The sequence below is a fragment of the Salipiger bermudensis HTCC2601 genome (genome assembly GCF_000153725.1).
GTDB classification, from domain to species: Bacteria; Pseudomonadota; Alphaproteobacteria; order Rhodobacterales; family Rhodobacteraceae; genus Salipiger; species Salipiger bermudensis.
The window spans coordinates 424222-442371 of sequence record NZ_DS022276.1 but is presented as its reverse complement, the minus strand read 5'-3'; the positions used below and the strand labels follow the sequence as shown (position 1 = coordinate 442371).

The window sequence follows — 18150 nt, the reverse complement described above, 5'->3', positions numbered from 1 at the left end:
CGATGCGACGACCCGAATCGGACCTTCTTGGCCAGGGAAACCTGGCTTGAACGAGCCGGAGGGGTCTCCCCTCCATCAACTGGAGTGAAACTGTGGATAGAGCCCAGAAAGAGAAAGTGGTCGAGGAACTCGGCCAGATCTTCGAAAGCTCTGGCGTCGTGGTGGTATCCCGCTACGAGGGTCTCACGGTTGCCGAGATGACGGATCTTCGGGCGCGCGCAAGCGCGGCTGAGACGCAGGTCCGCGTCGCCAAGAACAGGCTCGCCAAGATCGCCCTCCAGGGCAAGGAATGCGAGAGCATCTCCTCCTTCCTGGAAGGCATGACCGTTCTCACCTATTCCGAAGATCCCGTGGCGGCAGCCAAGGTGATCGAGGACTTCGCCAAGGACAACAAGAAGCTTGAGATTCTTGGCGGTGCGATGGGTGGTACGGCTCTGGACCGGGCCGGTGTCGAGGCCGTGTCGAAAATGCCGTCGCGCGATGAGCTTATTGCTTCCATCGTCGGCTGCATCGGCGCACCCGCTTCGAACATCGCCGGCGCCATTGGCGCACCTGCTTCGAACATCGCTTCGATCCTTTCCTCCATCGAGGAAAAGGCCGAGGCGGCGTAACGCGCAGTCAAAGGACACTCGTGGGGTTGCAGACCCGCACGTTGGAACACATCTAAAGATACGGAAAAGGCAAAATGGCTGATCTTAAAGCACTTGCAGAGCAAATCGTCGGTCTGACCCTGCTCGAAGCACAAGAACTGAAAACCATCCTCAAGGACGAGTACGGCATCGAGCCCGCAGCTGGCGGCGCTGTCATGATGGCTGGCCCGGCCGGCGGCGGCGAAGCTGCTGCTGAAGAGGAAAAGACCGAGTTCGACGTGATCCTCAAGTCGGCTGGCGACAAGAAGATCAACGTGATCAAGGAAGTCCGCGGCATCACCGGTCTCGGCCTGAAAGAAGCCAAAGAGCTGGTGGAAGCCGGCGGCAAGGCTGTCAAGGAAGGCGTTTCCAAGGACGAAGCCGAGGAAATCAAGAAGAAGCTCGAAGAAGCAGGCGCGGAAATCGAGCTCAAGTAATCACGCATGGTGCGCTCGCACTTCATGTGATTATGACTTCAGGCTGGGTCCGGGGTTCCCCGGGCCCAGCCGAACCCGTCTCAGAGAGGCCCCTTGCCGGCGTGCGGGGGAGGGGCTTTTCTCAGACGAGTTCACCGATCGGGAGGCCCTTGGTGGGACAGGGGCCAGGAATGGATCAGAACCGTCGTCTCGGATGGACGTGCCGCTGGTGCCCGACAGCGCGCGCGACCGGTGAGAAGCTGAAAAGGTGACAAACCTCATGGCGCAAAGTTTCCTTGGCCAGAAACGTCTTCGCAAATACTTCGGTAAAATCCGTGAAGTTCTGGAGATGCCGAACCTAATCGAGGTTCAGAAGAGCTCCTACGAACTGTTCCTGAAATCCGGTGACCAGCCCCAGCCGACCGACGGCGAGGGGATCAAAGGCGTGTTCCAGTCGGTTTTCCCGATCAAGGATTTCAACGAGACCGCGGTGCTCGAGTTCGTCAGCTACGAGCTCGAGAAGCCGAAATACGACGTCGAGGAGTGCATGCAGCGCGACATGACCTACAGCGCCCCGCTGAAGGTCACCCTGCGCCTGATCGTGTTCGATATCGACGAAGACACCGGCGCCAAGTCGGTGAAGGACATCAAGGAACAGGACGTGTTCATGGGCGACATGCCGCTCATGACGCCGAACGGCACGTTCATCGTGAACGGCACCGAGCGCGTGATCGTGTCTCAGATGCACCGTTCGCCGGGCGTGTTCTTCGACCATGACAAGGGCAAGACGCACAGCTCGGGCAAGCTGCTCTTCGCCTGCCGCATCATCCCCTACCGCGGCTCGTGGCTCGACTTCGAATTCGACGCCAAGGACATCGTGTTCGCCCGCATCGATCGCCGCCGCAAGCTGCCGGTCACGACCCTGCTCTACGCCCTCGGGCTGGATCAGGAAGCGATCATGGACGCTTACTACAAGACCGTCACCTACAACCTGCGCCGTGGCGAAGGCTGGGTGACCAAGTTCTTCCCCGAGCGTGTGCGCGGCACCCGCCCGACCTATGACCTCGTGGATGCCGACAGCGGCGAGATCATCGCCGAGGCCACCAAGAAGGTGACCCCGCGCGCGGTGAAGAAGCTGATCGACGAAGGCAACGTGCAGAACCTGCTGCTTCCGTTCGACCAGATCGTCGGCAAGTACGTGTCCAAGGACATCATCAACGAGGAAACCGGCGCGATCTACGTCGAGGCCGGCGACGAGCTGACCTGGACCGTCGACAAGGATGGCGACGTGACCGGCGGCACCCTGAAGGAGCTGGTCGACGCGGGCATCACCGAGATCCCGGTCCTCGACATCGACAACGTCACCGTGGGTCCGTACATGCGGAACACCATGGCGCAGGACAAGAACATGGACCGCAACAGCGCGCTCATGGACATCTACCGCGTCATGCGTCCGGGCGAGCCGCCCACCGTCGAGGCTGCCTCGGCGCTGTTCGACACCCTGTTCTTCGACAGCGAGCGCTACGACCTCTCGGCCGTGGGCCGGGTGAAGATGAACATGCGTCTCGCGCTCGAGAAGCCCGACACCCAGCGCACGCTGGATCGTGACGACATCGTCAAGTGCATCAAGGCGCTGGTCGAACTGCGTGACGGCAAGGGCGAAGTCGACGACATCGACCACCTCGGCAACCGTCGCGTCCGTTCCGTCGGCGAGCTGATGGAGAACCAGTACCGCGTCGGCCTGCTGCGCATGGAGCGCGCCATCAAGGAGCGCATGTCGTCGGTCGAGATCGACACCGTCATGCCGCAGGACCTGATCAACGCGAAGCCCGCCGCGGCCGCCGTTCGCGAGTTCTTCGGCTCGTCGCAGCTGTCGCAGTTCATGGACCAGACCAACCCGCTCTCCGAAGTGACGCACAAGCGTCGTCTTTCGGCGCTCGGGCCGGGCGGTCTGACCCGTGAGCGTGCCGGCTTCGAGGTGCGCGACGTGCACCCGACCCACTACGGCCGGATGTGCCCGATCGAGACGCCGGAAGGCCCGAACATCGGTCTGATCAACTCGCTGGCCACCTTCGCCCGCGTCAACAAGTATGGCTTCATCGAGACCCCGTACCGGGTGGTGAAGGACAAGCAGGTGACCGACGAGGTCCACTACATGTCCGCCACCGAGGAGATGCGCCACACGGTTGCACAGGCGAACGCCAACATCGACGAGGGGGGCCAGTTCATCAACGAGATGGTCAACACCCGTCAGTCCGGTGACTACACGCTCGCGCCGGCGGAAAGCGTCGACCTGATCGACGTGTCGCCCAAGCAGTTGGTCTCGGTCGGCGCCTCGCTGATCCCGTTCCTCGAGAACGACGACGCCAACCGCGCCCTGATGGGGGCGAACATGCAACGTCAGGCCGTGCCGACGCTGCGCTCGGAAGCGCCGCTCGTGGGCACCGGCATCGAGGGCAAGGTCGCCATCGACTCCGGCGCTGCCATCCAGGCACACCGCGCCGGCATCGTCGACCAGGTGGACGCTCAGCGGATCGTGATCCGCGCAACCGAGGATCTCGAGCTTGGCGATGCCGGGGTCGATATCTACCGGATGCGCAAGTTCCAGCGTTCGAACCAGAACACCTGCATCAACCAGCGTCCGCTGATCAAGGTGGGTGACAAGGTCGGCAAGGGCGAGGTCATCGCGGATGGTCCGTCGACGGATATGGGGGAACTGGCGCTCGGCAAGAACGTCATCGTCGCCTTCATGCCGTGGAACGGCTACAACTACGAGGACTCCATCCTGATCTCCGAGCGCATCGCGCGTGACGACGTCTTCACCTCGATCCACATCGAGGAATTCGAAGTCGCCGCCCGTGACACCAAGCTCGGGCCGGAAGAGATCACCCGCGACATCCCGAACGTCGGCGAGGAAGCCCTGCGCAACCTCGACGAGGCCGGCATCGTCTATATCGGCGCCGACGTGGAGCCGGGCGACATTCTCGTGGGCAAGATCACTCCGAAGGGCGAGAGCCCGATGACGCCGGAAGAAAAGCTTCTGCGCGCCATCTTCGGCGAAAAGGCCTCGGACGTGCGCGACACCTCGCTGCGGGTGAAGCCGGGCGACTACGGCACCGTCGTGGAAGTGCGGGTCTTCAACCGTCACGGCGTCGAAAAGGACGAACGTGCGCTGCAGATCGAGCGCGAGGAAGTCGAGCAGCTGGCCCGTGACCGGGACGACGAGCTCGCCATCCTCGACCGCAACATCTATGCGCGTCTCGGCGACCTGATCCTCGGCAAGACCGCGGTGAAGGGCCCGAAAGGCGTGAAGCCGAACTCGGAGATCACCTCCGAGCTGCTCGAGACGCTCAGCCGCGGCCAGTGGTGGCAGCTGGCGCTCGCCGAAGAGCAGGACGCGCAGATCGTCGAGGCCCTGCACGAGCAGTACGAGGCGCAGAAGCGCGCCCTCGATGCCCGCTTCGAGGACAAGGTCGAGAAGGTCCGTCGTGGCGACGACCTGCCGCCGGGCGTGATGAAGATGGTCAAGGTGTTCGTGGCGGTGAAGCGCAAGCTGCAGCCGGGCGACAAGATGGCCGGCCGTCACGGCAACAAGGGTGTGATTTCCCGCGTTGTTCCGATGGAGGACATGCCGTTCCTCGAGGATGGCACCCCGGTCGACTTCTGCCTCAACCCGCTAGGCGTGCCGTCGCGCATGAACGTCGGTCAGATCCTTGAAACCCACATGGGCTGGGCCTCGCGCGGCCTGGGCATCAAGATCGACGACGCTCTGCAGGACTACCGCCGCTCGGGTGACCTCACGCCGGTCCGCGAAGCCATGCGCATCGCCTATGGTGACGAGGTCTACGACGAGGGCATCGCCGACATGGAAGAGGATCTGCTGGTGGAAGCCGCAGGCAACGTCACCCGTGGCGTGCCGATCGCGACCCCGGTCTTCGACGGCGCCAAGGAAGCGGATGTCAACGACGCGCTGTCGCGCGCCGGCTTCGACACTTCGGGCCAGTCGCGCCTGTTCGACGGTCGCACCGGCGAAGAGTTTGCGCGGAAGGTCACGGTGGGTGTGAAGTACCTGCTGAAGCTGCACCACCTTGTCGACGACAAGATCCACGCACGTTCGACCGGGCCGTACTCGCTCGTCACGCAGCAGCCGCTGGGTGGTAAGGCGCAGTTCGGTGGCCAGCGCTTCGGTGAGATGGAAGTCTGGGCTCTGGAAGCCTATGGCGCCGCCTACACCCTGCAGGAAATGCTGACCGTGAAGTCGGATGACGTGGCGGGCCGGACCAAGGTCTACGAAAGCATCGTCAAGGGCGAGGACAATTACGAGGCGGGCGTTCCCGAGAGCTTCAATGTGCTCGTGAAGGAAGTCCGCGGCCTCGGCCTGAACATGGAACTCCTGGACGCGGAAGGGGAGGAGTGACGAAGAATTTTCCTCCGAAAATTCTTCCGCCCAAGATTTTTCGTTCGAAAAATCTTGGGCCCTCTCCCGACGCAGCCATGACACAAAGGTTTTGACATGAACCAGGAACTGACGAACAACCCGTTCAACCCGCTGACCCCGCCCAAGGTCTTCGACGAGATCAAGGTGTCGCTCGCTTCGCCCGAGCGGATCCTCTCGTGGTCCTACGGCGAGATCAAAAAGCCCGAGACGATCAACTACCGCACGTTCAAGCCCGAGCGTGACGGCCTCTTCTGCGCGCGCATCTTCGGCCCGATCAAGGACTACGAGTGCCTGTGCGGCAAGTACAAGCGCATGAAGTATCGCGGCGTCGTCTGCGAAAAGTGCGGCGTCGAGGTTACCCTCCAGAAGGTGCGCCGCGAGCGCATGGGCCACATCGAGCTGGCCGCGCCCTGCGCCCATATCTGGTTCCTGAAGTCGCTGCCGTCGCGCATCGGCCTCATGCTGGACATGACCCTGCGTGACCTCGAGCGTGTGCTTTACTTCGAGAACTACGTGGTGATCGAGCCCGGTCTCACCGACCTGACCTACGGCCAGATGCTCACCGAGGACGAGTTCCTCGATGCGCAGGATGCCTATGGCATGGACGCCTTCACCGCCAATATCGGCGCCGAAGCGATCCGCGAGATGCTGGCCCAGATCGACCTCGAAGCCGAGGCCGAGCAGCTGCGCGCGGACCTCAAGGAGGCCACCGGCGAGCTCAAGCCGAAGAAGATCATCAAGCGCCTCAAGGTGGTTGAGAGCTTCCTCGAGTCGGGCAACCGCCCCGAGTGGATGATCCTCACCGTGATCCCGGTCATCCCGCCGGAACTGCGTCCGCTGGTGCCGCTGGACGGTGGCCGCTTCGCGACCTCCGACCTCAACGACCTGTACCGCCGCGTGATCAACCGGAACAACCGCCTCAAGCGGCTGATCGAACTGCGCGCGCCGGACATCATCGTCCGCAACGAAAAGCGGATGCTGCAGGAAGCCGTCGACGCCCTGTTCGACAACGGTCGCCGTGGCCGCGTCATCACCGGCGCCAACAAGCGCCCGCTGAAGTCGCTCTCCGACATGCTCAAGGGCAAGCAGGGCCGCTTCCGTCAGAACCTTCTGGGCAAGCGCGTCGACTTCTCCGGCCGTTCGGTCATCGTGACCGGTCCGGAGCTCAAGCTGCACCAGTGCGGCCTGCCCAAGAAGATGGCGCTCGAGCTGTTCAAGCCGTTCATCTACTCGCGGCTCGAGGCCAAGGGCCTGTCGAGCACCGTGAAGCAGGCGAAGAAGTTGGTCGAGAAAGAGCGTCCCGAGGTCTGGGACATCCTCGACGAGGTCATCCGCGAGCACCCGGTTCTGCTGAACCGCGCGCCCACGCTGCACCGTCTTGGTATCCAGGCGTTCGAACCCCAGCTCATCGAGGGCAAGGCGATCCAGCTTCACCCGCTCGTGTGTTCGGCCTTCAACGCCGACTTCGACGGTGACCAGATGGCCGTTCACGTGCCGCTGTCGCTGGAAGCGCAGCTCGAGGCGCGCGTCCTGATGATGTCCACGAACAACGTGCTGTCGCCCGCAAACGGCAGCCCGATCATCGTGCCGTCGCAGGACATGATCCTTGGCATCTACTACCTCACCATCATGCGCGAAGGCATGAAGGGCGAGGGCATGGTGTTCTCGAACATCGAAGAGGTCGAGCACGCACTCACCGCCGGCGAAGTGCACCTGCACGCCAAGATCACCTGCCGCGTCAAGCAGATCGACGAGACCGGCCAGGAGATCGTCAAGCGCTACGAGACCACCCCGGGCCGTGTGCGCCTCGGCTCCCTTCTGCCGATGAACGCCAAGGCGCCGTTCGACCTCGTCAACAGCCTGCTGCGGAAGAAGGACGTCCAGCGCGTCATCGACACCGTCTACCGCTATTGCGGTCAGAAGGAGTCGGTCATCTTCTGTGACCAGATCATGTCGATGGGCTTCAAGGAGGCCTTCAAGGCGGGCATCTCGTTCGGCAAGGACGACATGGTCATCCCCGACACGAAGTGGGATCTGGTCGAGGAAACCCGCGATCAGGTGAAGGACTTCGAACAGCAGTACATGGACGGCCTGATCACCCAGGGCGAGAAGTACAACAAGGTCGTGGACGCCTGGTCGAAGTGTAACGACAAGGTCACCGACGCCATGATGAACACCATCTCCGCCGCCAAGCGCGCCGAGGATGGCTCCGAGATGGAACCCAACTCGGTCTACATGATGGCCCACTCCGGTGCCCGTGGCTCGGTCACGCAGATGAAGCAGCTGGGCGGGATGCGCGGCCTGATGGCGAAGCCGAACGGCGACATCATCGAGACCCCGATCATCTCGAACTTCAAGGAAGGCCTGACCGTTCTCGAGTACTTCAACTCGACCCACGGTGCCCGTAAGGGTCTGTCGGACACCGCTCTGAAGACGGCGAACTCGGGTTACCTGACCCGTCGTCTGGTGGACGTGGCGCAGGACTGCATCGTGCGCATGCGCGATTGCGGCACCGACCGTGCGATCACCGCGGAAGCGGCGGTCAACGACGGTGAGGTCGTGTCGAGCATCGGTGAGCGTATCCTGGGTCGCGTCGCGGCCGAGGACATCATGCGCCCCGGCACCGAAGAGGTTCTGGTTCGCGACGGTCAGCTCATCGACGAGCGCATGGCGGATGCCATCGAGGATGCGGCGGTGCAGACCGCGCGGATCCGCTCGCCGCTGACCTGTGAGGCCGAAGAGGGCGTCTGCGCCATGTGCTACGGCCGTGACCTTGCGCGCGGCACGATGGTGAACACCGGCGAGGCCGTCGGCATCATCGCGGCACAGTCGATCGGTGAACCGGGCACGCAGCTGACGATGCGGACCTTCCACATCGGCGGCGTTGCCCAGGGTGGCCAGCAGTCCTTCCTCGAGGCGAGCCAGGAAGGCATCATTGCCTTCGAGAACGCCTCGACGCTCGAGAACACCTCCGGCGAGACGCTGGTGATGGGCCGCAACATGAAGCTCATCATCCAGGGCGAGGATGGGGCCGAGCGCGCCAGCCACAAGCTGGGCTACGGCACCAAGCTCTTCGTCAAGGAAGGCGAGACCATTGAACGTGGCGCCAAGCTCTTTGAGTGGGACCCGTACACCCTGCCGATCATCGCGGAAGCCGATGGTGTGGCCCGTCACGTCGACCTCGTAAACGGCCTTGCCGTGCGCGACGAGACCGACGATGCCACCGGCATGACCCAGAAGATCGTGATCGACTGGCGTGCGGCACCGAAGGGCAACGAGCTCAAGCCCGAGATCATCCTGATGGATGGCGACGGCGAGCCCGTCCGCAACGCGGCCGGCAACCCGATCACCTACCCGATGTCGGTGGACGCGATCCTGTCCTGCGAAGACGGTCAGGAGATCAAGGCCGGTGACGTCGTGGCGCGTATCCCGCGCGAAGGTGCGAAGACGAAGGACATCACCGGTGGTCTGCCACGTGTGGCCGAACTCTTCGAGGCACGCCGTCCGAAGGACCACGCGATCATCGCCGAGATCGACGGCTACGTGCGCTTTGGCAAGGACTACAAGAACAAGCGCCGTATCGCGATCGAGCCCGTCGACGACACGCTCGACACCAAGGAATACATGATCCCGAAAGGGAAGCACATTCCTGTGGTCGAAGGCGACTATGTCCAGAAGGGCGACTACATCATGGACGGCAACCCGGCGCCGCACGACATCCTCGCCATCATGGGGATCGAGGCGCTGGCCAACTACATGATTGACGAGGTGCAGGACGTGTATCGACTGCAGGGCGTGAAGATCAACGACAAGCACGTCGAGGTCATCGTCCGGCAGATGCTGCAGAAGTGGGAGATCACCGACAGCGGCGATACGACCCTTCTCAAGGGCGAGCACGTGGACAAGGCCGAGTTCGACGCGGCCAACGCCAAGATCGAGAAGAAGGGCGGCCGTCCGGCACAGGGCGAACCGATCCTTCTCGGCATCACCAAGGCGTCGCTGCAGACCCGCTCCTTCATCTCGGCGGCCTCCTTCCAGGAGACCACCCGGGTCCTCACCGAAGCCTCGGTGCAGGGCAAGAAGGACAAGCTCGTGGGCCTCAAGGAGAACGTCATCGTGGGCCGCCTGATCCCGGCGGGCACCGGTGGCGCGACCCAGCGGGTGCGCAAGATCGCGACCGACCGCGACGGCAAGGTGATCGAGGTCAAGAAGGCCGAGGCGGAAGCCGCCGCGGCCCTCGCGGCCCCGGATGCCGAGTTCTCGGGCAACGACGTGATCGGTGGCGACGAGTTCGACAACCTGGTCGTGGATACGCCGGAGAGCCGCGAGTAAACCTCGCCTCTCGCTGACAATGAAAAGCCCCCGCCCCGCGCGGGGGCTTTTTCGTATTTGCGGGCCCCATTCTGCGGCCCAGGAAAATCATACGTGGGCGAACGGAATGTTCTTGGCGGATCGCTGCGACGGGTCTACCGATCATGGCATGGCACAGCTTTCAGACAACACCCGCGGCGCGCTCTTGATGATGGCCTCGATGGCGGCCTTCACGCTGGGCGACACCTGCGTGAAGGCGATCGGCGAGGCGATCTCGCTGTCGCAGCTGCTGGTGATCCGCGGCTTCTTTGCAAGCTTGTTCATCGCGCTTCTGGCGTGGCGCCTGAACGCGCTGCGCTTCGACCTGCCGCGCCGCGATTGGGCGCTGGTGCTGACCCGCGCGGTGGCCGAGGTGTGCTCGACCTATTTCTTCCTCACCGCTCTGCGCCAGATGCCGCTGGCCAACGTGACCGCGCTTCTCCAGATGTTGCCGCTGACCCTGACGCTGGGCTCTGCGGTGTTCTTCGGCGAGAGGGTGGGCTGGCGACGCTGGCTCGCCATCGCGGCGGGCTTTGCAGGCATGCTGCTGATCGTGCGACCGGGCACAGAGGGCTTCAACCTCTACTCGATTTTCGCACTGGTCGCGGTGGCCTTCGTGACGTTGCGGGATCTGGTCACCCGCCGGATGTCACCTGCGGTGCCGTCGCTGACCGTCACGCTGGTCTCCTCGGTGGCGGTGTTCCTCTTCGCGCTGACCATGTCGCTGGGGCAGGCGTGGGAACCGATCACGCCCCGGCTGGGACTGCTGCTGGCCGGCACCACCCTCTTCATCATTGCCGGCTACAGCCTGTCGGTGATCGTGATGCGGGTGGGCGAGATGAGCTTCGTCGCACCGTTCCGATATACCGGGCTGCTGATCGCGCTGGCGGTCGGGCTGCTGGTGTTCGGAGACTGGCCGGTGCCGCTCACCCTGATCGGCGCGGCGATCATCGTCGCGACCGGCAGCTTCAACCTCTGGCGCGAGGGCCAGCTGCGGCGCCGCGCCATGGCTCAGGCAAAGATCCGGCGCACCTGATCGGCATCGATGGCAAAGCGCTCTCGGAACAGCGCCTCTCCGTCGCCGTCGAGCCGGGGCAGGGCGACCGGCTTCACGTGCTTCTTCTGCCGCGAGTCGTTGTGCTCATTGTGGCCGCGCACATACATCGGCCGGTCGGTGAAGGTTACCGTGGGCATGAAGCGCATGATCTTGTTGTGCCCGAAATTCATCGTGCTCTGTTTCACGCCCGGGGCCACCGCCATCGCCTCGGCCACGCCCCAGTAGGGGGTGACCGTTTCTTCGGCGCAGATCCCCTCCGCATCGGGTCGGGCGACGTAGCCGCGGTTCCAGTCGAAGCCCACGAGCCGATGCTTGGCGCGCAACGACGCAACGTCACGCGCCGCCTCGCGCAGGGTGGCCACGAAGTCCACCGCCACCGCGTCGTCGTCGTCATGGCGGAACTGCAGGCAGGGCACGGCCATGTCCCGGGCGGCGTTTATGACCTCCTGGCAGACCGCCCGGTGGGGGCCCGGAGGGCGGGCCACGATGCGCGCCTGCGGGAGCCCCTCAAGCAGCGCCTCGAGCCTCTCGCGCGCTGCTGGGGGCAGCGAGGTGCCCACCAGCACGAGAAAGGTGAAGTCGGGATCGCTCTGGGCTTTCAGCCCCGGCAGGCAGATCGCCTCGAAGTGGCGGAAGCGCTCCTCGAGGCGGGCCGGGGCGAAGAGATAGGCCTCGCGGGTGGCGGTATCGTCGTGTTCGACCTGGAAACCACCCTCGGCCGGATAGGAAAACCGGCACAGCCCGATCACTTGCATCGCCCACGCTCCTCTGAAACAAGCCCCTGACCTGCATCGCATTGCCGCTTTGCCCTGACAAGGTTCGGCTTATGTTGACAAGGCTCGCGACTCCCCCTATACGCGCCTCAATTCGCCGGAGGCATCAGTGCGTCCGGTGCGTTCTACAGTACTGAAGCGGTCACGATCCGGGCCTCGGCCCCGATCCTCTGGACACCCACCGCGTCGTTCCCTTACGGGAGCGCATGCGGTGCTTTGCGTCGTCTCTGACTGTCGGGTCAGGGGAGATGCGTCGCCGGTGACCTGCGGACGCGCAGGGCGCCTTGAATGATGAACCGCACGGGACGCCCCGTGCAGCACATATGTGAGAAACACGGGGAAGATACCCAAATGCCCACGATCCAGCAGCTGATCCGCAAGCCGCGGCAGCCCAAAGTCAAACGTTCCAAGTCGATGCACCTGCAGGAATGCCCGCAGAAGCGTGGCGTCTGCACCCGCGTCTACACCACCACCCCCAAGAAGCCGAACTCCGCTATGCGGAAAGTGGCCAAGGTGCGCCTGACCAACGGCTTCGAGGTGATCAGCTACATTCCGGGCGAAAGCCACAACCTGCAAGAGCACTCGGTTGTGCTCATCCGTGGCGGCCGTGTGAAAGACCTTCCCGGTGTGCGTTACCACATCCTGCGCGGTGTGCTGGATACCCAGGGTGTCAAGGACCGGAAGCAGCGTCGCTCGAAGTACGGCGCGAAGCGTCCCAAGTAAGAGGATACGGAAATGTCTCGTCGTCACGCTGCAGAGAAGCGCGAAGTCCTGCCCGACGCCAAGTATGGCGATATCGTGCTGACCAAGTTCATGAACAACCTGATGGTCGATGGTAAGAAGTCGGTCGCAGAAAAGATCGTCTACAACGCGCTCGACCGCGTCGAAGGCAAGGTGAAGCGCGCGCCCGTGGAAGTGTTCCACGAAGCGCTCGACAACATCAAACCGTCGGTCGAGGTCCGCTCGCGCCGCGTCGGTGGTGCCACCTACCAGGTGCCCGTCGAAGTGCGCCCCGAGCGTCGCGAAGCGCTGGCCATCCGCTGGCTCATCACCGCGTCGCGTTCGCGCAACGAGAACACCATGGAAGAGCGCCTCGCCGGTGAGCTTCTGGACGCTGTGCAATCTCGCGGTTCCGCCGTGAAGAAGCGCGAAGACACTCACAAGATGGCCGACGCGAACAAGGCGTTCAGCCACTACCGCTGGTAAATCCAGGAAAGGCAGTCCATCATGGCACGCGATTATCCGCTGGAGCGTTACCGTAACTTCGGGATCATGGCCCACATTGATGCGGGCAAGACCACGACGACGGAGCGCATTCTCTACTACACCGGCCGTTCCCACAAGATCGGCGAAGTCCACGACGGCGCAGCCACGATGGACTGGATGGAGCAGGAGCAGGAACGCGGGATCACCATCACTTCCGCCGCCACCACCACGTTCTGGCAGTGGCAGGAAGATCCGACCGCCGAAGGCACGTCGGACACCAAGTTCCGCTACAACATCATCGACACCCCCGGTCACGTCGACTTCACCATCGAGGTGGAGCGTTCGCTGGCGGTTCTCGACGGTGCCATCTGCCTTCTGGACGGCAACGCCGGCGTCGAGCCGCAGACCGAGACCGTCTGGCGTCAGGCCGACCGCTACAAGGTCCCGCGTATCGTGTTCGTCAACAAGATGGACAAGATCGGTGCCGACTTCTTCAACTGCGTGAAGATGATCAAGGACCGCACCGGCGCGACCCCCGTTCCGGTCAACTTCCCGATCGGTGCAGAGGACAAGCTCGAGGGCATCGTCGACCTGATCACGATGGAAGAGTGGGTTTGGCAGGGTGAAGACCTGGGCGCCTCTTGGGTGCGCCAGCCGATCCGTGACGACCTCAAGGACCTGGCCGACGAGTGGCGCTCGCACATGATCGAGAACGCCGTCGAGCAGGACGACGACGCGATGGAAGCGTATCTCGAAGGCGAAGAGCCGTCGATCGAGCAGCTGCGCGACCTGATCCGCAAGGGCACGCTCAACCTGTCCTTCGTGCCGGTTCTGGGTGGCTCCGCGTTCAAGAACAAGGGTGTTCAGCCCCTGCTCAACGGCGTGGTCGACTTCCTGCCGGGTCCGCTCGACGTGCCGCCCTACATGGGCTTCTCGCCGGACGACGAGACCGAGACGCGCAACATCGAACGTCGCCCCGGCGACGAGGAGCCGTTTGCCGGCCTCGCGTTCAAGATCATGAACGACCCGTTCGTGGGCTCGCTGACCTTCACCCGTATCTACTCGGGCCTTCTCGAGAAGGGCAGCAGCATCATCAACTCGACCAAGGGCAAGAAAGAGCGCATCGGTCGTATGATGATGATGCACTCCAACAGCCGGGAAGAGATCGACTGGGCAGGTTCGGGCGACATCATCGCCATCGCGGGCCTGAAGGAAACCACCACCGGTGACACCCTGTGCGATGCCAACAAGCAGGTCGTCCTGGAAACCATGACCTTCCCCGACCCGGTCATCGAGATCGCCGTCGAGCCGAAGACCAAGGCTGACCAGGAGAAGATGTCCGCAGGCCTGCAGCGTCTGGCTGCCGAGGACCCGTCCTTCCGCGTCGAGACCGACCTCGAGTCCGGTCAGACCATCATGAAGGGCATGGGCGAACTTCACCTCGACATCCTCGTCGACCGCCTCAAGCGGGAGTTCAAGGTCGAGGCGAACATCGGTGCCCCGCAGGTGGCTTATCGCGAGACCATCGGTCACGAGATCGAGCACACCTACACCCACAAGAAGCAGTCGGGTGGTTCGGGTCAGTTCGCTGAGGTGAAGCTGGTCATCAGCCCCACAGAGCCGGGCGAAGGCTACTCGTTCGAGAGCAAGATCGTCGGTGGTTCGGTTCCGAAGGAATACATCCCGGGCGTCGAGAAGGGCATCAAGTCGGTCATGGACTCCGGTCCGCTGGCAGGCTTCCCGGTGATCGACTTCAAGGTCGCACTGATCGACGGTAAGTTCCACGACGTGGACTCCTCGGTCCTGGCCTTCGAAATCGCGTCGCGGATGGCCATGCGCGAAGGTCTGCGCAAGGCCGGTGCGAAGCTGCTCGAGCCGATGATGAAGGTCGAGGTCGTGACCCCGGAAGAGTACACCGGTTCGATCATCGGTGACCTCACCTCCCGTCGTGGTCAGGTGTCGGGTCAGGAGCCGCGCGGCAACGCCGTGGCGATCCAGGCCTTCGTGCCGCTGGCCAACATGTTCGGCTACATCAACACCCTGCGCTCCATGTCCTCGGGCCGCGCGCAGTTCACGATGCAGTTCGACCACTACGATCCGGTTCCGCAGAACATCTCTGACGAGATCCAGTCCAAGTACGCATAAGCCGGGTGGCGGGGCCGGTCCCCGCCCTACCCACCACCGTAGGGTGGGCTAAATGCCCACCACCTGACAGAAAAAGGAGCCTTTCGCATGGCAAAGGAAAAGTTTGAGCGCGGCAAACCGCACTGTAACATCGGCACGATCGGTCACGTTGACCACGGCAAGACGACGCTGACGGCGGCGATCACGAAGTACTTCGGTGACTTCCGCGCCTACGATCAGATCGACGGCGCGCCGGAAGAGAAAGCCCGCGGCATCACGATCTCGACCGCGCACGTGGAGTACGAGACCGAGAACCGTCACTACGCGCACGTCGACTGCCCCGGCCACGCCGACTACGTGAAGAACATGATCACCGGTGCTGCCCAGATGGACGGCGCGATCCTGGTTGTGAACGCAGCTGACGGCCCGATGCCGCAGACCCGCGAGCACATCCTGCTGGGCCGCCAGGTGGGCATCCCCGCCCATGGTCGTGTTCCTCAACAAGGTCGACCAGGTGGACGACGAGGAGCTCCTCGAGCTCGTCGAGATGGAAGTCCGCGAGCTGCTCTCCGAGTACGACTTCCCGGGCGACGACATTCCGATCATCGCGGGCTCCGCTCTCGCGGCGATGGAAGGCCGTGATCCGGAAATCGGCGAGAATAAGATCAAGGAACTGATGGCTGCCGTGGACGAGTACATCCCGCAGCCCGAGCGCGCTGTCGACCAGCCGTTCCTGATGCCGATCGAAGACGTGTTCTCGATCTCGGGCCGCGGCACCGTTGTGACCGGCCGTGTCGAGCGTGGCGTCGTGAACGTCGGCGACGAACTGGAAATCGTCGGCATCCGCGACACCAAGAAGACCACCTGCACCGGTGTCGAGATGTTCCGCAAGCTGCTCGATCGCGGTGAAGCCGGCGACAACATCGGCGCGCTGCTGCGCGGCATCGACCGTGAAGGCGTCGAGCGTGGCCAGGTTCTCTGCAAGCCGGGTTCGGTCAAGCCGCACACCAAGTTCGAAGCCGAGGTCTACATCCTGACCAAGGAAGAAGGTGGCCGTCACACGCCGTTCTTCGCGAACTACCGTCCGCAGTTCTACTTCCGGACCACCGACGTGACCGGCACCGTGACCCTCCCCGAGGGCACCGAGATGGTCATGCCCGGCGACAACCTGAAGTTCGCGGTTGAGCTGATCGCCCCGATCGCCATGGAAGACGGCCTCCGCTTCGCCATCCGCGAAGGCGGCCGTACCGTCGGCTCCGGCGTCGTCTCCAAGATCATCGAGTGATCTTGACAGCAGGCGCGTCCGGCCTTATCCGGCGCGCCAGCTTGGAATTCTGATGGGTGCTTCGGCACCCATCATGTCTTAGGGCAGGGGCCTCGGCCGCGCCCGAACGGGTTCGAAGAGGGGGCGGGATGGTCCTGTCTCCTCCTCTCAACTCTCACGCCTATGTAAAGGCAGACCGAACATGCAAAGCCAGAACATTCGCATCCGGCTCAAGGCGTTCGATTACCGCGTCCTCGATGCTTCGACGCAGGAAATCGTGAACACCGCCAAGCGGACGGGCGCGCAGGTGCGCGGGCCGATCCCGCTGCCGAACAAGATCGAAAAATTCACCGTTCTGCGTGGCCCCCACGTGAACAAGAAATCCCGCGACCAGTTCGAGATCCGCACCCACAAGCGGCTGCTCGACATCGTCGATCCGACCCCGCAGACGGTGGACGCGCTCATGAAGCTCGACCTCGCCGCCGGCGTGGATGTCGAGATCAAGGTGTAAGGAGAGCAACTCATGATGCGCTCTGGAGTGATCGCAAAGAAAGTCGGCATGACCCGGCTTTTCCTGGAAGACGGCAAGCAGGTTCCTGTCACCGTTCTCCAACTCGACGGTTGTCAGGTCGTCGCCCAGCGGACCAGCGACAAGGACGGCTACACCGCCGTTCAGCTCGGCGCGGGCTCGGTCAAGGCAAAGAACGTCTCCAAGCCGATGCGTGGCCATTTCGCCATCGCCAAGGTGGAGCCGAAGCGGAAGATCGCGGAATTCCGCGTCGATGCCGAGAACCTGATCGGCGTCGGTGAGGAAATCACCGCTGACCATTACTTCGAAGGCCAGTTCGTGGACGTGTCCGGCACGACCATCGGTAAAGGCTTCGCCGGTGCCATGAAGCGGCACAACTTCGGCGGCCTGCGCGCCACGCACGGTGTGTCGATCTCGCACCGTTCGCACGGTTCGACCGGTCAGTGTCAGGATCCGGGCAAGGTCTTCAAAGGCAAGAAGATGGCCGGCCACATGGGTGCCGTCCGTGTCACCACGCAGAACCTGCAGGTTGTGAAGACCGACGCATCGCGCGGCCTCATCATGATCAAGGGCGCGGTTCCGGGCTCCAAGGGGGGCTGGGTGACGATCAAGGACGCGGTCAAGAAGCCGTTCCCCGAGAACGCCATTCTGCCCGCCGCCCTGAAGTCCGCCGCTGAGGAAGCCGCGAAAGCCGCCGAGGAAGCCGCCGCACAGGCCGCAGCCGAGGAAGCCGCAGCAGCCGAAGCAGCAGCCGCAGAGCAGGCCGCAGCCGAAGCAGAGGCCCTGAAAGCCGCCGAGGCGGAGATCGAGGCCGAGAAGAAGGAAGGCGACGAATGAAACTCGACGTGATCAAACTCGACGGCGGTGCCGCGGGCGAAGTCGAGCTGACGGACGAGATCTTCGATCTCGAGCCGCGCGCCGACATCCTGCACCGCGTGGTCCGCTGGCAGCGCAACAAGGCGCAGGCTGGCACCCACAAGGTCAAGACCCGCTCGGAAGTGAGCTACTCGACCAAGAAGATCTATCGCCAGAAGGGCACCGGTGGCGCACGCCACGGCTCCCGCAAGGCGCCGATCTTCCGCAAGGGTGGTATCTACAAGGGTCCGACCCCGCGCAGCCACGCCCACGATCTTCCCAAGAAGGTGCGTCAGCTGGGCCTCAAGCTCGCACTGTCCGCCAAGGCGAAAGCCGGCAGCCTCGTGATCATCGAGAACGCCGACGCCGACGGCAAGACCAAGACCCTCGCAAGCCAGGTCAAGAACCTCGGCTGGAAGCGGGCTCTGGTCATCGACGGTGCCGAGGTCAACGAGAACTTCGCTCGCGCTGCGGCGAACATCGACGGCCTCGACGTGCTGCCCAGCGTG

General features: G+C 63.4%; 12 protein-coding genes and 1 pseudogene. 12 read left to right on the top strand and 1 reads right to left on the bottom strand.

Features of this window, described 5'->3' with window-relative positions:
- The first annotated feature begins 92 nt into the window (after nucleotides 1-92).
- The 5 genes from rplJ to R2601_RS02085 all read left to right on the top strand — a co-directional run bounded on the left by rplJ (nucleotide 93) and on the right by R2601_RS02085 (nucleotide 10869).
- Entirely contained in the window at nucleotides 93-611 is a 519-nt protein-coding gene (gene rplJ / locus R2601_RS02105) for a 50S ribosomal protein L10 (RefSeq protein WP_040544290.1), read from the top strand.
- 74 nt (nucleotides 612-685) lie between these two features.
- A complete protein-coding gene (rplL, locus tag R2601_RS02100; RefSeq protein ID WP_007792832.1) occupies nucleotides 686-1066 on the top strand; it encodes a 50S ribosomal protein L7/L12 in 381 nt (126 codons plus the stop codon).
- A 259-nt stretch (nucleotides 1067-1325) separates the two neighbouring features.
- Nucleotides 1326-5462, top strand: coding sequence for a DNA-directed RNA polymerase subunit beta (gene rpoB, locus R2601_RS02095; protein WP_007792829.1), 4137 nt, complete (start codon nucleotides 1326-1328; stop codon nucleotides 5460-5462).
- 96 nt (nucleotides 5463-5558) lie between these two features.
- A complete protein-coding gene (gene rpoC / locus R2601_RS02090) occupies nucleotides 5559-9815 on the top strand; it encodes a DNA-directed RNA polymerase subunit beta' (RefSeq protein WP_007792827.1) in 4257 nt (1418 codons plus the stop codon).
- A 148-nt stretch (nucleotides 9816-9963) separates the two neighbouring features.
- Nucleotides 9964-10869 (top strand): DMT family transporter, encoded by a 906-nt coding sequence (locus R2601_RS02085; protein WP_040545013.1) that lies wholly within the window; start codon nucleotides 9964-9966, stop codon nucleotides 10867-10869.
- Here the strand turns inward: R2601_RS02085 and R2601_RS02080 are convergent.
- The gene (locus R2601_RS02080; RefSeq protein WP_007792821.1) at nucleotides 10845-11645 is read right to left on the bottom strand and encodes a glycosyltransferase; all 801 of its coding nucleotides are present in this window, start codon (nucleotides 11643-11645) and stop codon (nucleotides 10845-10847) included. The genes R2601_RS02085 and R2601_RS02080 overlap by 25 nt on opposite strands.
- Nucleotides 11646-12014: 369 nt before the next feature.
- Between R2601_RS02080 and rpsL the strand changes: the two genes are divergently transcribed.
- The 7 genes and pseudogenes from rpsL to rplD all read left to right on the top strand — a co-directional run.
- On the top strand, nucleotides 12015-12386 hold the full coding sequence (gene rpsL / locus R2601_RS02075; protein ID WP_007118826.1) for a 30S ribosomal protein S12: 372 nt from the start codon (nucleotides 12015-12017) through the stop codon (nucleotides 12384-12386).
- A 12-nt stretch (nucleotides 12387-12398) separates the two neighbouring features.
- Nucleotides 12399-12869, top strand: coding sequence for a 30S ribosomal protein S7 (rpsG, locus tag R2601_RS02070; RefSeq protein ID WP_007792799.1), 471 nt, complete (start codon nucleotides 12399-12401; stop codon nucleotides 12867-12869).
- A gap of 21 nt (nucleotides 12870-12890) precedes the next feature.
- Complete coding sequence (gene fusA / locus R2601_RS02065; RefSeq protein WP_007792797.1) at nucleotides 12891-15014, top strand: elongation factor G; 2124 nt, start codon at nucleotides 12891-12893, stop codon at nucleotides 15012-15014.
- An 87-nt stretch (nucleotides 15015-15101) separates the two neighbouring features.
- Nucleotides 15102-16278, top strand: a pseudogene (gene tuf, locus R2601_RS02060) (elongation factor Tu).
- A gap of 181 nt (nucleotides 16279-16459) precedes the next feature.
- Nucleotides 16460-16768: a 30S ribosomal protein S10 gene (gene rpsJ, locus R2601_RS02055; protein WP_007792792.1), complete on the top strand. Its 309-nt coding sequence runs from the start codon at nucleotides 16460-16462 to the stop codon at nucleotides 16766-16768.
- Nucleotides 16769-16780: 12 nt separating this feature from the next.
- Nucleotides 16781-17623, top strand: coding sequence for a 50S ribosomal protein L3 (rplC, locus tag R2601_RS02050; protein ID WP_007792788.1), 843 nt, complete (start codon nucleotides 16781-16783; stop codon nucleotides 17621-17623).
- On the top strand, nucleotides 17620-18150 hold a 531-nt coding region (gene rplD / locus R2601_RS02045), incomplete at its 3' end, for a 50S ribosomal protein L4 (protein ID WP_007792785.1). The genes rplC and rplD, both read left to right, overlap by 4 nt.